This is a genomic window from Amycolatopsis lexingtonensis (genome assembly GCF_014873755.1).
Lineage (GTDB): Bacteria > Actinomycetota > Actinomycetes > Mycobacteriales > Pseudonocardiaceae > Amycolatopsis > Amycolatopsis lexingtonensis.
In genome coordinates this window covers 9,924,412-9,938,531 of the sequence record NZ_JADBEG010000001.1, presented here as the reverse complement: position 1 = coordinate 9,938,531, position 14,120 = coordinate 9,924,412, and the positions used below count along the sequence as shown (strand labels likewise).

The 14,120-nt window shown below is 70.4% G+C and carries 14 protein-coding genes; 3 read left to right on the top strand and 11 right to left on the bottom strand.

The window, feature by feature from the left end:
• Positions 1 to 234 precede the first annotated feature (234 nt).
• The 7 genes from H4696_RS46045 to H4696_RS46015 all read right to left on the bottom strand — a co-directional run bounded on the left by H4696_RS46045 (position 235) and on the right by H4696_RS46015 (position 7,768).
• Positions 235 to 1,803: a GMC family oxidoreductase gene (locus H4696_RS46045; protein WP_086857997.1), complete on the bottom strand. Its 1,569-nt coding sequence runs from the start codon at positions 1,801 to 1,803 to the stop codon at positions 235 to 237.
• Positions 1,803 to 3,350: a GMC family oxidoreductase gene (locus tag H4696_RS46040; RefSeq protein WP_192782907.1), complete on the bottom strand. Its 1,548-nt coding sequence runs from the start codon at positions 3,348 to 3,350 to the stop codon at positions 1,803 to 1,805. The genes H4696_RS46045 and H4696_RS46040 overlap by 1 nt, the downstream gene beginning before the upstream one ends.
• A gap of 94 nt (positions 3,351 to 3,444) precedes the next feature.
• Positions 3,445 to 4,824 carry an aminotransferase family protein gene (locus tag H4696_RS46035; protein ID WP_249027260.1) on the bottom strand — a complete coding sequence of 460 codons (1,380 nt, stop codon included), beginning with the start codon at positions 4,822 to 4,824 and terminating at the stop codon, positions 3,445 to 3,447.
• Positions 4,825 to 4,953: 129 nt separating this feature from the next.
• Complete coding sequence (locus tag H4696_RS46030; protein ID WP_086865084.1) at positions 4,954 to 6,141, bottom strand: acyl-CoA dehydrogenase family protein; 1,188 nt, start codon at positions 6,139 to 6,141, stop codon at positions 4,954 to 4,956.
• 107 nt (positions 6,142 to 6,248) lie between these two features.
• On the bottom strand, positions 6,249 to 6,710 hold the full coding sequence (locus H4696_RS46025; protein ID WP_086865085.1) for an SgcJ/EcaC family oxidoreductase: 462 nt from the start codon (positions 6,708 to 6,710) through the stop codon (positions 6,249 to 6,251).
• 29 nt (positions 6,711 to 6,739) lie between these two features.
• Entirely contained in the window at positions 6,740 to 7,207 is a 468-nt protein-coding gene (locus H4696_RS46020; protein ID WP_192782906.1) for an SgcJ/EcaC family oxidoreductase, read from the bottom strand.
• Between the two features lie 87 nt (positions 7,208 to 7,294).
• Complete coding sequence (locus H4696_RS46015; RefSeq protein ID WP_086865086.1) at positions 7,295 to 7,768, bottom strand: polyketide cyclase; 474 nt, start codon at positions 7,766 to 7,768, stop codon at positions 7,295 to 7,297.
• A gap of 174 nt (positions 7,769 to 7,942) precedes the next feature.
• Between H4696_RS46015 and H4696_RS46010 the strand changes: the two genes are divergently transcribed.
• Positions 7,943 to 9,487: an acyl-CoA dehydrogenase family protein gene (locus H4696_RS46010; protein WP_086865087.1), complete on the top strand. Its 1,545-nt coding sequence runs from the start codon at positions 7,943 to 7,945 to the stop codon at positions 9,485 to 9,487.
• A 23-nt stretch (positions 9,488 to 9,510) separates the two neighbouring features.
• On the opposite strand, the gene H4696_RS46005 is transcribed toward H4696_RS46010, so the two are convergent.
• From H4696_RS46005 to tpx, 4 genes are all read right to left on the bottom strand, one after another.
• The gene (locus H4696_RS46005; protein ID WP_211299835.1) at positions 9,511 to 10,536 is read right to left on the bottom strand and encodes a methyltransferase; all 1,026 of its coding nucleotides are present in this window, start codon (positions 10,534 to 10,536) and stop codon (positions 9,511 to 9,513) included.
• Between the two features lie 148 nt (positions 10,537 to 10,684).
• The gene (locus H4696_RS46000) at positions 10,685 to 11,140 is read right to left on the bottom strand and encodes an SgcJ/EcaC family oxidoreductase (RefSeq protein ID WP_086865089.1); all 456 of its coding nucleotides are present in this window, start codon (positions 11,138 to 11,140) and stop codon (positions 10,685 to 10,687) included.
• Between the two features lie 23 nt (positions 11,141 to 11,163).
• Positions 11,164 to 11,622: an SgcJ/EcaC family oxidoreductase gene (locus H4696_RS45995; protein ID WP_086865090.1), complete on the bottom strand. Its 459-nt coding sequence runs from the start codon at positions 11,620 to 11,622 to the stop codon at positions 11,164 to 11,166.
• A gap of 108 nt (positions 11,623 to 11,730) precedes the next feature.
• A complete protein-coding gene (gene tpx, locus H4696_RS45990; protein WP_086865092.1) occupies positions 11,731 to 12,270 on the bottom strand; it encodes a thiol peroxidase in 540 nt (179 codons plus the stop codon).
• A gap of 321 nt (positions 12,271 to 12,591) precedes the next feature.
• On the opposite strand from tpx, the gene H4696_RS45985 reads away from it, so the two are divergent.
• Together H4696_RS45985 and H4696_RS45980 are read left to right on the top strand one after the other, a co-directional pair.
• Positions 12,592 to 13,245 (top strand): DUF899 domain-containing protein, encoded by a 654-nt coding sequence (locus H4696_RS45985; protein ID WP_192782905.1) that lies wholly within the window; start codon positions 12,592 to 12,594, stop codon positions 13,243 to 13,245.
• A 78-nt stretch (positions 13,246 to 13,323) separates the two neighbouring features.
• Positions 13,324 to 14,118 carry an SAM-dependent methyltransferase gene (locus tag H4696_RS45980; protein WP_086865569.1) on the top strand — a complete coding sequence of 265 codons (795 nt, stop codon included), beginning with the start codon at positions 13,324 to 13,326 and terminating at the stop codon, positions 14,116 to 14,118.
• Positions 14,119 to 14,120 lie beyond the last annotated feature (2 nt).

Here is a 14,120-nt window from a genome sequence, read left to right as displayed (position 1 = left end):
GCTTGGGGGCGGCCCGCCCTCGTCTCCCCCGCTGCGGACTTGGCCGGGCGGTCGATCGGTGGTCCCCAAGCGCCCCAATGTGGCCTTGGTTGCGTCTTGCGCACCGAAGGCCGCCTTGGGTGCGTGTGACGCACCGAAGGCCACATTGGGGCGCTCGAGGCGAAGCGGAGCGGAGGACGCGAAAGGGACGGCCGGCGGGTGCCGGCCGTCCCTTTCTCCGCGTGGGGAGTCGCGTCAGGACGCCTTGGCCAGTGGCGTCGACTGCGCGCCGCGGACCAGGTCCGCGGCCTTCTCCCCGATGACGATCGCCGTCGCGTTCGGCGCGCCGCGGCCGACGGTCGGCATCACCGAGACGTCGGCGACCCGGAGGCCTTCGACGCCGTACACCTTGAGCTCGTGGTCGACGACCCGGCCCATCCCGCAGGCGCCGCTGCCGTGGAAGATCGAGTTCGTGTAGCGCCGCACGTACTCGCGCAGGTCGTCGTCGGAGTCCGACGCCGGGGCGTTGAGCAGGCGCTCGTTGAACTTCGCGAACGCCGGCCGGCTCGCGATGTCCATCGCGATCCGGACGCCGGCCACCGCGACGTCGATGTCGCCCTCCGCGGTGAAGTAGCGGTGCTCGATCTTCGGCTTGGCCGTCGGGTCCTCCGCCACCAGCGTGATCTGCCCGCGGCTGCGCTGGGTCAGCAGCACCGGGCCGAAGGTGATCGCGTGCCGGGTCGGCACCGTCAGGCCGCTGTCGGCGAACTCCATCGGCCCGGCGAAGTACACGACGTCCGGGCCCGGCAGGCCTGGCTGGGTCCGCACGTACCCGCCTGCCTCGGGGCCATTGGATGTCAGCGGGCCGCGGCCCTCTTCCTGGAACGCCCGGATGCTCTCCGGCTCGAACGCGCTCAGCAGGCTGTTCGGCTGCGAGTGTTCGTAGATCAGCGGGACCAGCGGGTGGTCCTGCAGGTTCTTGCCGACCTCGGCGTGGTCGAGGACGACGTCCATGCCCAGCCCGCGCAGCTGGTCGGCCGGGCCGATGCCGGAGAGCAGCAGCAGCTGCGGCGAGTTGTACGCCCCGGCCGAGAGGATGACCTCGCGCTCGGCGTGCAGCGTGAGCTCGTCGTCGACCTGCCGCCCGGTGACGCCGATCGCGCGGCCGTTTTCGATCAGCACGCGGTAAACCTGGTAGTTCTTGATCAGCGTCAGGTTCGGCCGCTCGAGCGCCGGGTGCAGGAACGCCTGCGCGGTGCTCCACCGGCGCCCGTTGCGCTGGGTCACCTGGAAGCGGCCGAAGCCGTCCTGGGTGGGGCCGTTGAAGTCGTCGTTGGCCGGGTGCCCGGCCTGCAGCGCCGCCTCGACGAGCGCCGTCGTCGCCGGGTTCAGCGAGCGACCGTCCGAAACGGACAGTGGCCCGCCCGCGCCGTGGTACTCCGAGGCGCCGCGCTCGTTGTCCTCCGAGCGCTTGAACAGCGGGAGCAGCTCGTCGTAGCTCCAGCCGGGCTGGTTCCAGCCGTCGTAGTCGATGCGGTTGTTGCGCAGGTACAGCATCGCGTTGATCGAGCTGGTGCCGCCGAGCACCTTGCCGCGCGGGTGGAAGATCCGCCGCCGGTTCAGCTGCTCCTCTTCGTGGGAGTCGTAGTCCCAGTCGACCCGGGTGCGGAACAGGTCGCCGAAGACGGCCGGGATGTGGATGTTCTCGACGTCGTCGGTGCCGCCCGCCTCGACCAGGGCGACCTTGACGTCGGGGTCTTCGGACAGCCGGGCCGCGAGCACGCAGCCCGCGGAGCCCGCGCCGACCACGATGTAGTCGTACATCAGCTGGCCTCCTTGATGAGATCGGCGGCCTTCTCGCCGATCATGATGGCGGACGCGTTCGGGTTGCCCCGGCCGACGACCGGCATCACCGAGCAGTCGGCCACCCGCAGGCCGTCGACGCCCTGGACGCGCAGCTCGGCGTCGACGACCTCGCCGATCGCGCAGGTGCCCGCGGGGTGGAAGATCGAGTGGGTGTACCGGCGGAGGTAGGCCTTGAGGTCCTCGTCGGACTCCGACGCCGGCAGCTGGTAGAACGACTCGTGGAACGGCCGCAGGGCTTCCTGCTTCGCGATCTCCAGCGAGACCCGCAGCGCCCGCACGCCCGTCTCCAGGTCGGACTCCTCGGCGAAGAAGTTGTTGAGGATGCGCGGTTTCGCCGTCGGGTTGGTCGACTGCAGCGTGATGTTGCCCCGGCTCTCCGGCGTGATGAGCACCGGGCCGAGGGAAATCGCGTGCTCGTAGGGGAAGGCGAGCCCGCTCTCGACGAACATCACCGGCGCCGCGAAGATCGCCGCGTCCGGGGCGGGCAGGTCCGGCAGGGTGCGGAAGTAGCCGCCGGCCTCCGGGCCGTTGCCGGTCAGCGGGCCGCGCTGCTCTTCCATGAACAGCCGGAAGTTCTCCGGGGTGGCCGCCGCGGTCATGCTGATCGGCTGCGAGTGCACCGAAACCAGCGGCACCAGTGCGTGGTCGGAGAGGTTCTGGCCGACCTGCGGGCTGTCGGCGACGACCGGGATCCCGAACGCCGAGAGCAGGCACGACGGGCCGATGCCGGACAGCTGCAGCAGCTGCGGCGAGTTGTACGCCCCGGCCGAGAGGATGACCTCGCGCTCGGCGCGGATGTCCACGGGGGCGTCGTCGCCCTGCTGCCCGGTGACGCCGACCGCACGGCCGTTCTCGATGATCACCTTGTGCGCGCGGAACTCCGTCAGCACGGTCAGGTTCGGCCGCCCCAGCGCCGGGCGCAGGAACGCCGCCGCGGTGCTCCACCGCCTGCCGTCGCGCTGGGTCAGCTGGAACTCGCCGAAGCCGTCCAGCTCGGCGCCGTTGAAGTCGTCGGTGGCCTTGTAGCCGGCCTGCACGGCGGCCTCGACGAGCGCCACCGAGCTCGGGTTGTGCGAGCGGTTGTCCGAAACGGACAGCGGACCGCCCTCGCCGTGGTACTCCGACGCGCCGCGCTCGTTGTCCTCGGACTTCTTGAAGTACGGCAGCACCTCGTCGAACGACCAGCCCGGCTGGTTCCAGCCGTCGTAGTCGAGCTTCGTGCCGCGGACGTACAGCATCGCGTTGGTGGAGCTGGTGCCGCCCAGCACCTTGCCGCGCGGGAGGTAGAGCCGGCGGCCGCCGAGGTGCGGCTCCTCCGCCGTGTCGTAGTCCCAGTCGTAGCGGGTGCGGAACAGCTGGCTGAACGCCGCCGGGATGTGGATCTCCTCGGCGTCGTCCGGCGGTCCCGCCTCCAGCAGGGCCACCTTGACGTCGGGATCCTCCGACAGCCGGGCCGCCAGCACGCACCCCGTCGAACCCGCGCCGACGATCACGTAGTCGTACATCTGCTCTCCAAGCTCCAGAAGGTCAATCGGGGTCGAGCTCGCTGCCGGAGCTCGGCGGGCGGGGCGGCGGGCTCGCGCCCGCCACCCCACGGGGTCACCGCGGTGCGAGCGTGCCGTCCGGCCGCAACCGGGACACGACCTCGACGACCGCCGCGGTCGCCCGGCGCGCCTCCGCCTCGGTGAACACCAGCGGCGGCGCGAGCACGAAGTTGTGCCCGTACGGCCGGGCGATCACGCCGTGGGCCTTGCGCGTCTCGAACGCGACCGCCTCGACCTGCGACCAGTCGAGCGGGATCGTCGTTTCCTTGTCGGCGACCAGTTCGAGGGCGGCGAGGGTGCCCTCGATCCGGACGTCCCCGACGTTCGGCAGCTCCCGCGCCGGGGCGAGCCCCTCCTCGAACCAGCCCTGGATGCGCCGCGCGTTCTCCAGCAGGCCTTCGCGCTCGATGATGTCGAGCGTGGCCAGGCCGAGGGCGCAGGCGACCGGGTGCCCCTGGAACGTGTAGCCGTGGAAGAAGCCGCCGTCGCCGATGAGGGTGTCGGCGATGTCGTCGGTCATCAGGGTGGCGCCCAGCGGCGCGTAGCCACCGGCGATGCCCTTGGCGGCGGTGATGATGTCCGCGTCCATGCCCTGGTTCGCCGACTCGAACCACGAACCGATCCGGCCGAACGCCGTGACGACCTCGTCCGCGATGAGCAGGATCCCGTTCTTGCTGAGGACCTCGCGAACGCGCTTCCAGTACCCCGGCGGCGGGGCGAGCACGCCGCCGCCCGCCATGATCGGCTCACCGATCATGGCCGCGATGTTGCCCGCGCCGATCCGCTCGATGGTGTCTTCGAGCTCCTTGACCAGGAAGTCGGTCGGGTCGACGTCGCCGTAGAGCTGCTTGGCCCGGTACGGGTAGGGCGGGGAGAGCTTCTCGACGTGCGGCAGGTTCGGGCCGACGCCGGCCTGCATGGGCGGGAAGCCGGTCGCGGTGCCGCTGCCGTAGGTCGCGCCGTGGAACGAGTAGTGCCGGGCGAGGATCCACGTCCGGTCCGGCGATCCCTTGCGGGTGTGGTAGAGCCGGGCGGCCTTGATCGCCGTCTCCACCGCTTCCGAGCCACCGCTGGAGAAGGCGACCCGGTTGATGCCGGCCGGCGCGAGCTGCGCGAGCCGCTCGGCGAGCCGGATCGCCTTCTCGTTGGTGAACTCGAGGAGGCTCGTGAAGAACTCGATCTCCTTGATCTGCTTCGCGGCGACCTCGGCGAGGTCGGCGCGGCCGTGACCGAGCGGCGAGTGCCAGACCCCGCCGCCGGCGGCGTCGAGGAGTTCGTTGCCGCGCGCGTCCCAGACCGTGCTCCCCTGCCCCTTGACGATGACCAGCCGGTCGGTGATGTCACCGCGGTGCATCGAGCGGACCAGGTGCTTGCGGTCGAGGTCTTCCAGTTCCGACGCCGGGGCGGACAACGGCGGGATCCCAGGTGTGGTCACGGCTTTCAGTCCAATCATGAGAGGAGACGACGTAATTCGCCCCAGGAACGTTGGCACACAACACTTTCCGAAACCGAATTCACCGTACCCGGCGGTCGGTCATCCACTTCTCCGCCGGTGCGGGGCGCCTCAGATGTACTGCGTGTTGGGTTCCAGGCCGAGCAGGATCCGGCCGTAGAGCTCGTTGTTCGTGTCGGGCGCCATCAGCGCGTGCAGGTTCACCACGTGGATGTCCCGCGCGATCCGCTGGATCGGCACGCTGGTGTAGGCCGACGAACCGCCGCTGGCGAGGCTCAGCGCGTCCACCGCGGACTTGGTGAGCTTGCAGATCGCGCCGATGTCCGCACGGGTGCGGGCGCGCTCGAGCAGCGACCACTCCGCGCCGGTCGCGGCCTTCTCGTCGGCGGTCCGGGTGATCCGGTCCGCGTGGAAGGCGGCCTGGTCGATCTGCAGCCGGGCCTCGGCGACCTTGAGGTGCGTGACGGGCGCTTCGGCCTGGTGCGCGTAGTCGGTGTAGGTGATCTTGCGGGTGCCGACGCGCTCGAGGAAGTTCTCCATCGCCGCCTCGGCCAGCCCGATCGGCGTGCCCGCCGACGACGCGTTCGCCACGCCCAGCAACGGGTTCCGGTAGATCGGCAGCTCCGCGCTCGCCGGCGAGTGGCTCTGGCCCTGCAGGATCGAGACCAGCGGGATGACGCGCTCGGCGGGCACGAACAGGTCGTTCGCGACCGTCGTGACACTGCCGGAACCGGCCATGCCCATCGTGTACCAGTCGTCGATCACCTGCAGGTCGCTCAGCGGCACCAGCGCGGCGACCGGCCACATGCCCTGGCCGTCCGGCGTCGGGGCGATGGCGATGATCTCCTGCCAGTGGCTGTGCAGCGCGCCGCTGATGAAACCCCAGCGCCCGTTGACGACGTAGCCACCGTCGGTGGGCACGGCCTGGCCGCCCGGGCTGAGCGTGCCGCAGACGCGCACGTCCGGCGTCGAGTAGACCTCGTCCTGCACGGCGTCCGGGAACATGCCGACCATCCAGCCGGGGATGTTCCACACCGACGTCGTCCAGCCGACGGCACCGTCACCGCGCGCCAGCTCGACGAGCACGGCGTTCAGGGTGGCGGTGTCGACCTCGAACCCGCCGTAGCGCTTCGGCACGCGCAGCTTGAAGAACCCGGCGTCGCCCAGCGCCTCGAGGGTGTCGTCGTGCAGGCGGCGGTTCTCCTCGTGCCAGACGGCGTTCTTCTGCAGGAGGGGCACCAGGTCCTGGGCCCGGCGGACCAGTTCCTCGCGCGAAGGGACGGGGACGTTCGTCGTCATCGGTGGTCCTTCCGGGTTTCCACGTGCGGCGTCGGGTCGAGAATCCGCTTCCCCGCTCCGGCGGCGCACCTCCGCGATTGCGGAGAACGCCGCCGGGCAGCGGGCGCTCAGCCGCGGACGGGGCTGCTCTGGTGCGACAGGAGCGACCACTCGCCGTCGCGCTCCACCACGATCCAGGTGGCGCGGATCTGGCGCTCCGGCGCGGTTTCGGTCTCGCCGTCGAGGATGATGCCGCCCTGGGTGATCACCATCGCGGTGTCCTCGGCCAGGAACGTGACCTGCAGCGGCCAGCCCTTGACGTGCGCGCCGGCCAGCGGGCCGGCGAAGCCCGCCTGCATGTACGCGCGGATCTGCTCCCGGCTGGTCAGCTGCTCGTCCTGCATGAGCAGGCTGCCGTTCTCGGTGAAGACCCCGGCGAACTCGTCGGCGTCGTTGGTCTTCCACGCGTGCGTGATGCGCAGCGGCACGGTGAGCGCGGCGCGGTCGCGGGGGTCGGTGAACTCCCGGTAGAAGTCCGTGTCCTCCTCGACCCCGTACGAGGCGAGGATCTCCGTTGCGGTGGCGGGCATTGCGGCTCCTTCGTCGGTGTTCCGGGTGTTCACCAGCGGAGGGTCGCGCCGGTGCCGCGCGGGCTGTTCTGGTAGCCGGCGAGGTACCACACGCCGTCTTCTTCCTTCTTGACCGTCCACGTCGAGCGGACGGCGAGCTCCGGGGAGATTTCGGTCTCCCCCGGCGCCAGGATGCCGCCGTGCGTGCGGATCAGCGCGACGGTGTCGTTCACCAGCCGCAGGTCCACCGGCTTGCCGGTGATCCGCGAGCCCTTGAACGGGCCGGCGAACGCGGCCGCCAGGAACGGGCGGATCTCGTCGCGGCCGACCTTGTAGACGTCACCCGGCAGGATCAGGGTGCCGTCCTTGGTGAAGACGTCGACGACCGCGTCGACGTCGTTGCGTGCCCAGGCTTCCACCAGCCGCAGCGGGACGCCCAGCACTTCCTTCTCCCGTTCGCTCGTGAACGGGCCGTAATAGTCGTCCAACGCGGACGACGCGTCGAGTTCAGCGGACACCGGGTCCTCCTCTTCGCCTCAGCGGACGGGTCCCGCCCATCATCGGCGCTCACCCCGTGACCCGGCGCCTTCTGCATTGCCGCTACGTCACGCGCTCCGGTCGAGCCCGGCGACGAGCGGCTCCGGGCGCACGTTGTGCGGGTACGGCCAGCCGCGCTGCGTCAGGTAGAGCACGAGGTCGACGGTGTTGCTCGCGACGTCGATCTGCGCAATGCGGTGATTTTCGATCTTCAGCACAATTGTTTCCACCGACGTGCCCTCGCGCCCGGTCGGCCCGATGTGGAAAAACGGCTCGTCGTGTTTCCAATGCAGGTTGAAGACGATGAAGCCCCGCCCGTTCCCCCGGTCGTCCAGTGCGAGGTGCTCGTCGACGAGGTCTATGCGCTTGCCGAGGCGCACGAACCACTTCGCCCATTCCTTCAGCGCACCGAGGCCGATTTGCCCGAACTGGGCCGGGCTGTTGATCAGGACGTCGTCGGCGATGATGGCGTCCCAGCGGTCGAACTCGACGAGTTGCAACCCGTCGTACAGTTCTCTGGTCAGCGTGGTTTCCGAATTCACGGTCACTCCTGTGGAGAGTAGGATGTGGAATGACCGAGAATGGCACCGCCCGCCGGGGCCCTGCCAGTTTCCCGCGAATCAAGAAACCCAGAGCGCACGCTCGGAGTAGAGCGCTGTCCCGGCCCTGGTTACCGTGCGACAGTGGACCGCTCCCGGCCCGCGGAAAGGGCGGACATGATTCCCTTGCGAACCGAGGAGCCGCCGGGAGCGCGCCTGCGGGCCGCGCTCGCCGCCGACCGGCCGCTGCTCCACGACCACCCGCGCCTGCGGTCGCTGCTCGAATCGAGCGCGGTGGCCGACCCGGGCGAGTTCTTCCTGCTGTTCCTGCACCACTGCATGGCCACCGGCGCCGCGCTCGACCAGGGCGCGGCCGAGGAAGACGTCGCCGGCCTCGTCTCCGGGCGCTGGGCCGGCGCGGCACTGCTCGCCGAACTGGGCCACGCCAACAGCAACTCCCGCACGCACACCGAGGCCGTCTTCGACCCGGCGACGCGGGAGTTCGTGCTGTCGACCCCGGTGCCCGGCGCGGCGAAGTACCCCGCCACCTTCGGCCCGGCCGGGTTCGCGACGCTCGCCGTCGTCAGCGCCCGGCTCGTCACCGGTGGCGGCGAGCACGGCACCGCGCTGTTCCTGGTGCCGGTGCGCGACGAGCACGGCCCGTGCCCGGGCGTCTCGATCGAGCCCCGCCCGCCGACCGCGTTGCTGCCGCTGGACTACGCGACGGTCCGGTTCGACGGCGTCCGCGTGCCCTACCGGCGCTGGCTGCGCGACGGCGCGTCGATCACCCCGGACGGCGAGTTCCACGACCCCCTGGACGACACCGGCGCCCGCGGCCGCCGCACGATGAGCATGGGCCGCTTCGGCTGGGGCGCGATCACCGTCGGCCTCGCCGCGGTCGCGCGCGCGAGCGTCTCACTCGCCCTCGAACGCGCCGTCCGCCGCCGGACGCTCGACCGGCTGGCCGGCGAGATCCCCGCGATCGACCACCTCAACCAGCAGCGCCTGCTGTTCGGCGCGCTGGCTTCGGCGCTGGCGGCGACGACGCTCGCGCGGCGCGAGACCGCCCGGTACTGGTCCTTCGGCGCGCCTCCTGGCGTACACCGCGAACTCGGGCTGACCAAGGTCGCGGTCACGTCCTTGGCCGACAGCGCGGTGAACCGCGCCCGGTCGGCGAGCGGCACGGCCGGGTTCTTCTCCGAGCACCGGCTGATCGGCTACCAGGGCCTGACGCTGGCGTTCCAGTCCGCCGGTGGCGACAACCGGCTGATCGGGCTCGACGCGGCGTGGACGATGGCGGCAGGCGAGGACTACACGCCGCCCGCGGCCGCCCCGGGCGCCGACGAGTGGGTGACGCTCTTCCGGCACCGGGAACGGCTGCTGCACGAGGAACTCACGGCCGGGCTCGACGGCTCGTTCGACACCTGGAACGCGCACTCGGAACTGGCGCTGCGCTTCGTTTCCGCGCACTCGGCCCGCCGGACGGCGGAGGTCCTCTCCGGAGAGCTGCCGCCGGACCTGTACGAGCTGCACTGCCTCGAGGAGATCGAGGCGCACGCGGGGTGGTTCCTGGCCCACGGGCTGCTCACCGCGGAGCAGGTCCTCGGCCTGCCGGAGCGGATCAACGCGATCTGCCGCCGCCTGCACCGCGACCCCACCACGCTCGAGCACCTGCTGGCCCGCACGGGTCGTGAGTGTTCAGTCGGGTTCCAACCCGACTGAACACTCACGACCCGTGCGGGCGCTCAGCGGGCGACGGCCTCCACGACCGACACCGCGAAGCCGGTGTCGAGGACCCGGGTCAGCTCCAGCTCGGCCTTCGCGAACAGCGCCCGGAACTCCTCCTCGGTGCGCTCCCGGCCGGGCAGGATCGACATGACCATGATGTCGAACAGCTTGCCGAGGTGCGGTTCGTTGCGCGGCGGGATCACCGTGTCCAGCACCACGATCCGGCCGCCGGGCCGCATCGCGCGGCGGCAGTTGCGCAGGATGCGCACGCACTGCTCGTCGTTCCAGTCGTGGATGATGTGCTTGAGCAGGTACACGTCGGCCGGCGGGCACTCCTCGAAGAAGTCGCCGGTGACGAGCTCCCAGCGGTCGTCGTCGCCGAGTTCGCCGAGGCGGTGGCCGGACACGACGTGCTCGCCCAGGTCCATCAGGAGGCCGTACAGGCTGTCGTCGGCGCGCAGCGCTTCGAGCAGCAGCCCGCCGTACCCGCCGCCGACGTCGACGACCGTCGCCCCGGCCGGGAAGGTCAGGTTGCGGATGATGGAAGCGTTTTCGGAGTCCGACTTCGACTGCATGCCCGAGTAGAACGTCTCGGGCGACTCGACGTCGCGGAAGTAGTCGAAGAACGTCGTGCCGAACACCTTGTCGAAGGACGCGTCGCCGTGCTCGACGCTGTGCGCCAGCTCGCCGTGCGAGTTCCAGAACGTCTTGTCGGTGAACGTCAGGACCGCGGACCGGAGCGAGCCCGGCACGTCCGAGCGCAGCAGCTCGGCCTCGGGGGTCAGCTCGAACCGCCCCTGGTCGTCCTCGTGGAACACCCCGCGCATGGCGAGGGCCCGCAGGACGCGGTTGAGGTTGTCCGCGTGCGCCCCGGTGGCCTGCGCCAGCTCGACGACCGTCTTCGGGCCGTCGGCCAGGTGGTCGGCGACGCCCACGGCGGCCGCGGCGCGCAGGGCCGCGGAATAGACGTAGCCCAGCGTCTCCTCGAACAAGCGGATCCCGGCCTGTTCGGTGTCGGAGAGTCTTGCGGGTTTGCTGTCCACGGGATCACCTTCCGCTCGTCGCCTGTGGCTCCCCATCGTGGCGGCGCGCCGCGGGCAGCGTCGACTCCTCCCGTGCGGGACCACTGTGGACAGTCACGCGCGAAGGCCACCCCGAGGGTGCCGGGGTGGCCTTCGCGCCGCGGCGGGCTCAGCCGCGGATCGGGCTGGTCTGGTGAGAGACGAGCTTGTAGTCGCCCGCCTCCTTGCGCACGACCCAGGTCGCCCGGTTCTCGTTCTCCGGCGCGATCTCGGTGGCGCCGTCCAAGCTGATGCCACCCTTGGTGATGGCCAGCGCGACGCCGTCGGCCAGGAACTTGCACTGGACGGGCTCGTCGGCGACCTTGCTGCCGCGGTACGCGCCGGCGAACTGCTCGGTCAGGTAGGCGCGGATCGCCTCGCGGCCGCGCAGCTGCTCGTCGCCGATCAGCATGCTGCCGTCGACGGTGAACAGGTCGGCCAGCGCGTCGGCGTCACCGGCGTCCCAGGCGGCGCGCAGGCGCAGCGGAACGGTGAAGACCGCGCCCTCCTCGCCGTTCGGGAAGTCGCCGTAGTAGCCGGCCCACTGCTTGGCCTTGGCGACCAGGTCGGAAGCCTTGGAAGTCATCGGTGTCTCCTCGAAGATGGGGGTTACCAGCGGAGGGTGGCGCCTTCGCCGCGCGGGCTGTTCTGGTAGCCGGCCAGGTACCAGGTCCCGTCGCGCTTGACGGTGATCCAGGTGGAGCGAACGGCCAGCTCGGGCGCGATCTCGGTCTCGCCCTCGGCGAGGATGCCGCCGTGCGTGCGGATCAGCGCGACGTCGTCGGTGACGAAGCGCAGGTCGACCGGCTGCCCGGTGACACCGCTGTTCTTGAACGGCCCAGCGTACGCGGCCTTCATGAAGATGCGGATCTCCTCGCGGCCTTCCTTGTACACGTCACCCGGCAGCAGCAGGAGGCCGTCGTCGGTGAAGACGTCGGCGACACCGTCGGCGTCGTTCTTCGCCCACGCCGCCACCAGCCGCAGCGGAACCTGGAGCACCTCCTTCTCCTTGTCGCTGGTGAACTCTCCGTAGTACGCGTCCAAACGGGATTGTTCGGTGGTCGTCATTCCGGCCCCTTGTCGTCACGGATCTCTGCCGGGTTCGGCACAGCAAACCCCGGTTACCATGGTGGGCACCCGGTTCCGCGCGGGCGCCTTCATTCGTGCTTGTCGTCCCTACGCGGCCCGGCGCGCGGTCTCGGCGCTCTTGGCGGCGGCGATGACGGCGTCGTAGCCGGGGTGTTCGCCGATTTCCGGCACGTATTCGGCGTAAACGACGGTGTCGTTCGCGTCGACCACGAAAACCGCGCGGGCGAGCAACCGGAATTCCTTGATCACGACGCCGTAGGCGGTGCCGAAGGACAGGTCACGGTGGTCGGAGCCGACCAGCGCGCCCTCGATCCCGGCGGCCCCGCACCAGCGCGCCTGCGCGAAGGGGAGGTCGACGGAAACGGTCAGCACGGAGACGTCGCCGAGCCCGGCGACCTCCTCGTTGAACCGGCGGGTCTGGAGGTCGCAGACGGGCGTCTCGAGCGACGGCACGACCGAGAGGATCCGCACCCGGCCGGCGAGGGAGGCGGACGCCACGGGGGACATGTCCGGCGCCACGACGGTGAAGTCCGGAGCCTGGTCGCCGACACCGACGGCCGGCCCGAGCAGGGTCACCGGACGGCCGCGGAAGGTCGTGACGCCGGTGCGTTCGGGAATCGCGTTCATGGACTGGACCACTTTCGGCTGGGTACGGGTCGAGGCCCCAGTTTCCGGGTTGGCGGGACCGCGCGCCTCTCCTCGACTGCCGGATTCTTTGTGGCGCGGCTCCCGGTGGTGTCTTGAATGAGTCATTCAGGACCTCCGGTGACCTGAATGACTCATTCAAGACGTCCGTGTCCGGCCGCCCGGCGAAAGAAAAGCTTCAGTCTTTCACCCACACGATTGACCGGCGTCTCCTCCCGTGCGCTCCCTCCCGCGACCGGTGTTCCACCCCCACCCCCGCTGCTACGGTCGATTTCCCCCACTGCCAAGGAAAGGACCACCCCCATGAATCGCCCGCCCGTCGTCTCGGCGGAGGAATGGCAGGCCGAGCGCGACAAGCTCCTCGTCAAGGAAAAGGAGCTCACCCACGCGCTCGACGACCTCGCCGCGCAACGGCGGCGGCTGCCGATGGTGCGGCTGAAGAACGACTACGTCTTCACCGGCCCCGACGGCGAAACCGGTGATCTCGTTTCGCTGTTCGACGGCCACAACCAGCTGATCATCTACCACTACATGAAGCAGCCGGGCAGCGACCACCTCTGCGTCGGCTGCGCGTCGCTGACCGACAACCTCTCGCCGTGGGCGCACCTGGCCCCGCGCGGAGTGCGGCTGATCCTCGAGTCCGTGGCGCCGCAGGAAGAACTCGAACCGCTGCGGCAGCGGTTCGGCTGGCAGATCCCGTGGTATTCGAGCTACGGCAGCACGTTCAACGCGGACATGGGCACCGGCGGCGGGTTCGGCGTGAGCGTGCTGCTGCGCGACGGCGACGAGGTCTTCCGCACCTGGTTCACCAACGGGCGCGGCACCGACCGCCTCCGGCTCGACTTCAACCTGCTCGACCTCACCCCCTACGGGCGCCAGGAAGTCTGGGAGGACTCGCCCGAAGGCTGGCCGCAGACCTCGACCATGGGCTGGCTCCGGCTGCGGGACGAGTACTGAACCTGCGCACGCACGAAGGCGACCGCGGTCCCGGCGCGGCCTAGGCTCGCGGCCGGGACCGACGTGCGGGAGGCCAGGATGCCGGGAGCAGAAGACGCCGTGGCGGCGGAGAAGCCGTCGCCGGCGCGGATGTACGACTACTTCCTCCACGGGGACAACAACTTCCCGGTCGACCGGGCGGCCGGGGACGCCGTCATCGACCAGGTCGGCGAGGTGCTCACCAAGGACGTCGTCTGGGAGAACCGCCGCTTCCTCGGCCGGGTGGTGCAGCACCTCGCCGCCGAGCACGGGGTGCGGCAGTTCATCGACGTCGGGGCCGGGCTGCCCAGCATGGAGAACACCCACCAGATCGCGCGCCGGTCCACCCCGGACGCCCGGGTCGCCTACGTGGACCTCGACCCGGTCGTCGCCAGCCACGGGAAAACCCTGCTGACCGAGGAAGAGCAGAAGATCACCCGGCTGCTCACCGCCGACCTGCGCGATCCACTGTCCATTCTGGACAACCCGGAGCTGGCGGACCTGATCGACTTCGCGCAGCCGGTCGCGCTGCTGTGCGTCGCCGTCTTCCACTTCATCACCGACGAAGACGACCCGCACGGCATCCTCCGCACGTTCCGGGAGCGGCTGGCGCCGGGGTCGTTCCTCGCGCTGTCGCACCTCAACGCCGACGAGTCACCCGAAGCCGAGCAGGACACCATGCGCGCGATCTACCGCAACGCGACGTCGCCGATCGTCTTCCGGACCCGCGCCGAGATCGAAGCGCTGTTCACCGGCTTCACCCTGCAGCCGCCCGGCCTGGTGCCGACCGGGCACTGGCGCCGCGAAGGCGACACCACCCGCCGGATGTACGGCGGGCTCGGCCGGCTGGGCTGACC

Bases quoted from the DNA above. Each gene is read 5' to 3' on its own strand.
- H4696_RS46000 (WP_086865089.1), bottom strand. From the start codon at position 11,140: ATGACTTCCAAGGCTTCCGACCTGGTCGCCAAGGCCAAGCAGTGGGCC.
- H4696_RS46030 (WP_086865084.1), bottom strand. From the start codon at position 6,141: ATGACGACGAACGTCCCCGTCCCTTCGCGCGAGGAACTGGTCCGCCGG.
- H4696_RS46025 (WP_086865085.1), bottom strand. From the start codon at position 6,710: ATGCCCGCCACCGCAACGGAGATCCTCGCCTCGTACGGGGTCGAGGAG.
- H4696_RS45985 (WP_192782905.1), top strand. From the start codon at position 12,592: ATGAATCGCCCGCCCGTCGTCTCGGCGGAGGAATGGCAGGCCGAGCGC.
- H4696_RS46010 (WP_086865087.1), top strand. From the start codon at position 7,943: ATGATTCCCTTGCGAACCGAGGAGCCGCCGGGAGCGCGCCTGCGGGCC.
- H4696_RS45980 (WP_086865569.1), top strand. From the start codon at position 13,324: ATGCCGGGAGCAGAAGACGCCGTGGCGGCGGAGAAGCCGTCGCCGGCG.
- tpx (WP_086865092.1), bottom strand. From the start codon at position 12,270: ATGAACGCGATTCCCGAACGCACCGGCGTCACGACCTTCCGCGGCCGT.
- H4696_RS46040 (WP_192782907.1), bottom strand. From the start codon at position 3,350: ATGTACGACTACGTGATCGTCGGCGCGGGTTCGACGGGGTGCGTGCTG.
- H4696_RS46045 (WP_086857997.1), bottom strand. From the start codon at position 1,803: ATGTACGACTACATCGTGGTCGGCGCGGGCTCCGCGGGCTGCGTGCTC.
- H4696_RS45995 (WP_086865090.1), bottom strand. From the start codon at position 11,622: ATGACGACCACCGAACAATCCCGTTTGGACGCGTACTACGGAGAGTTC.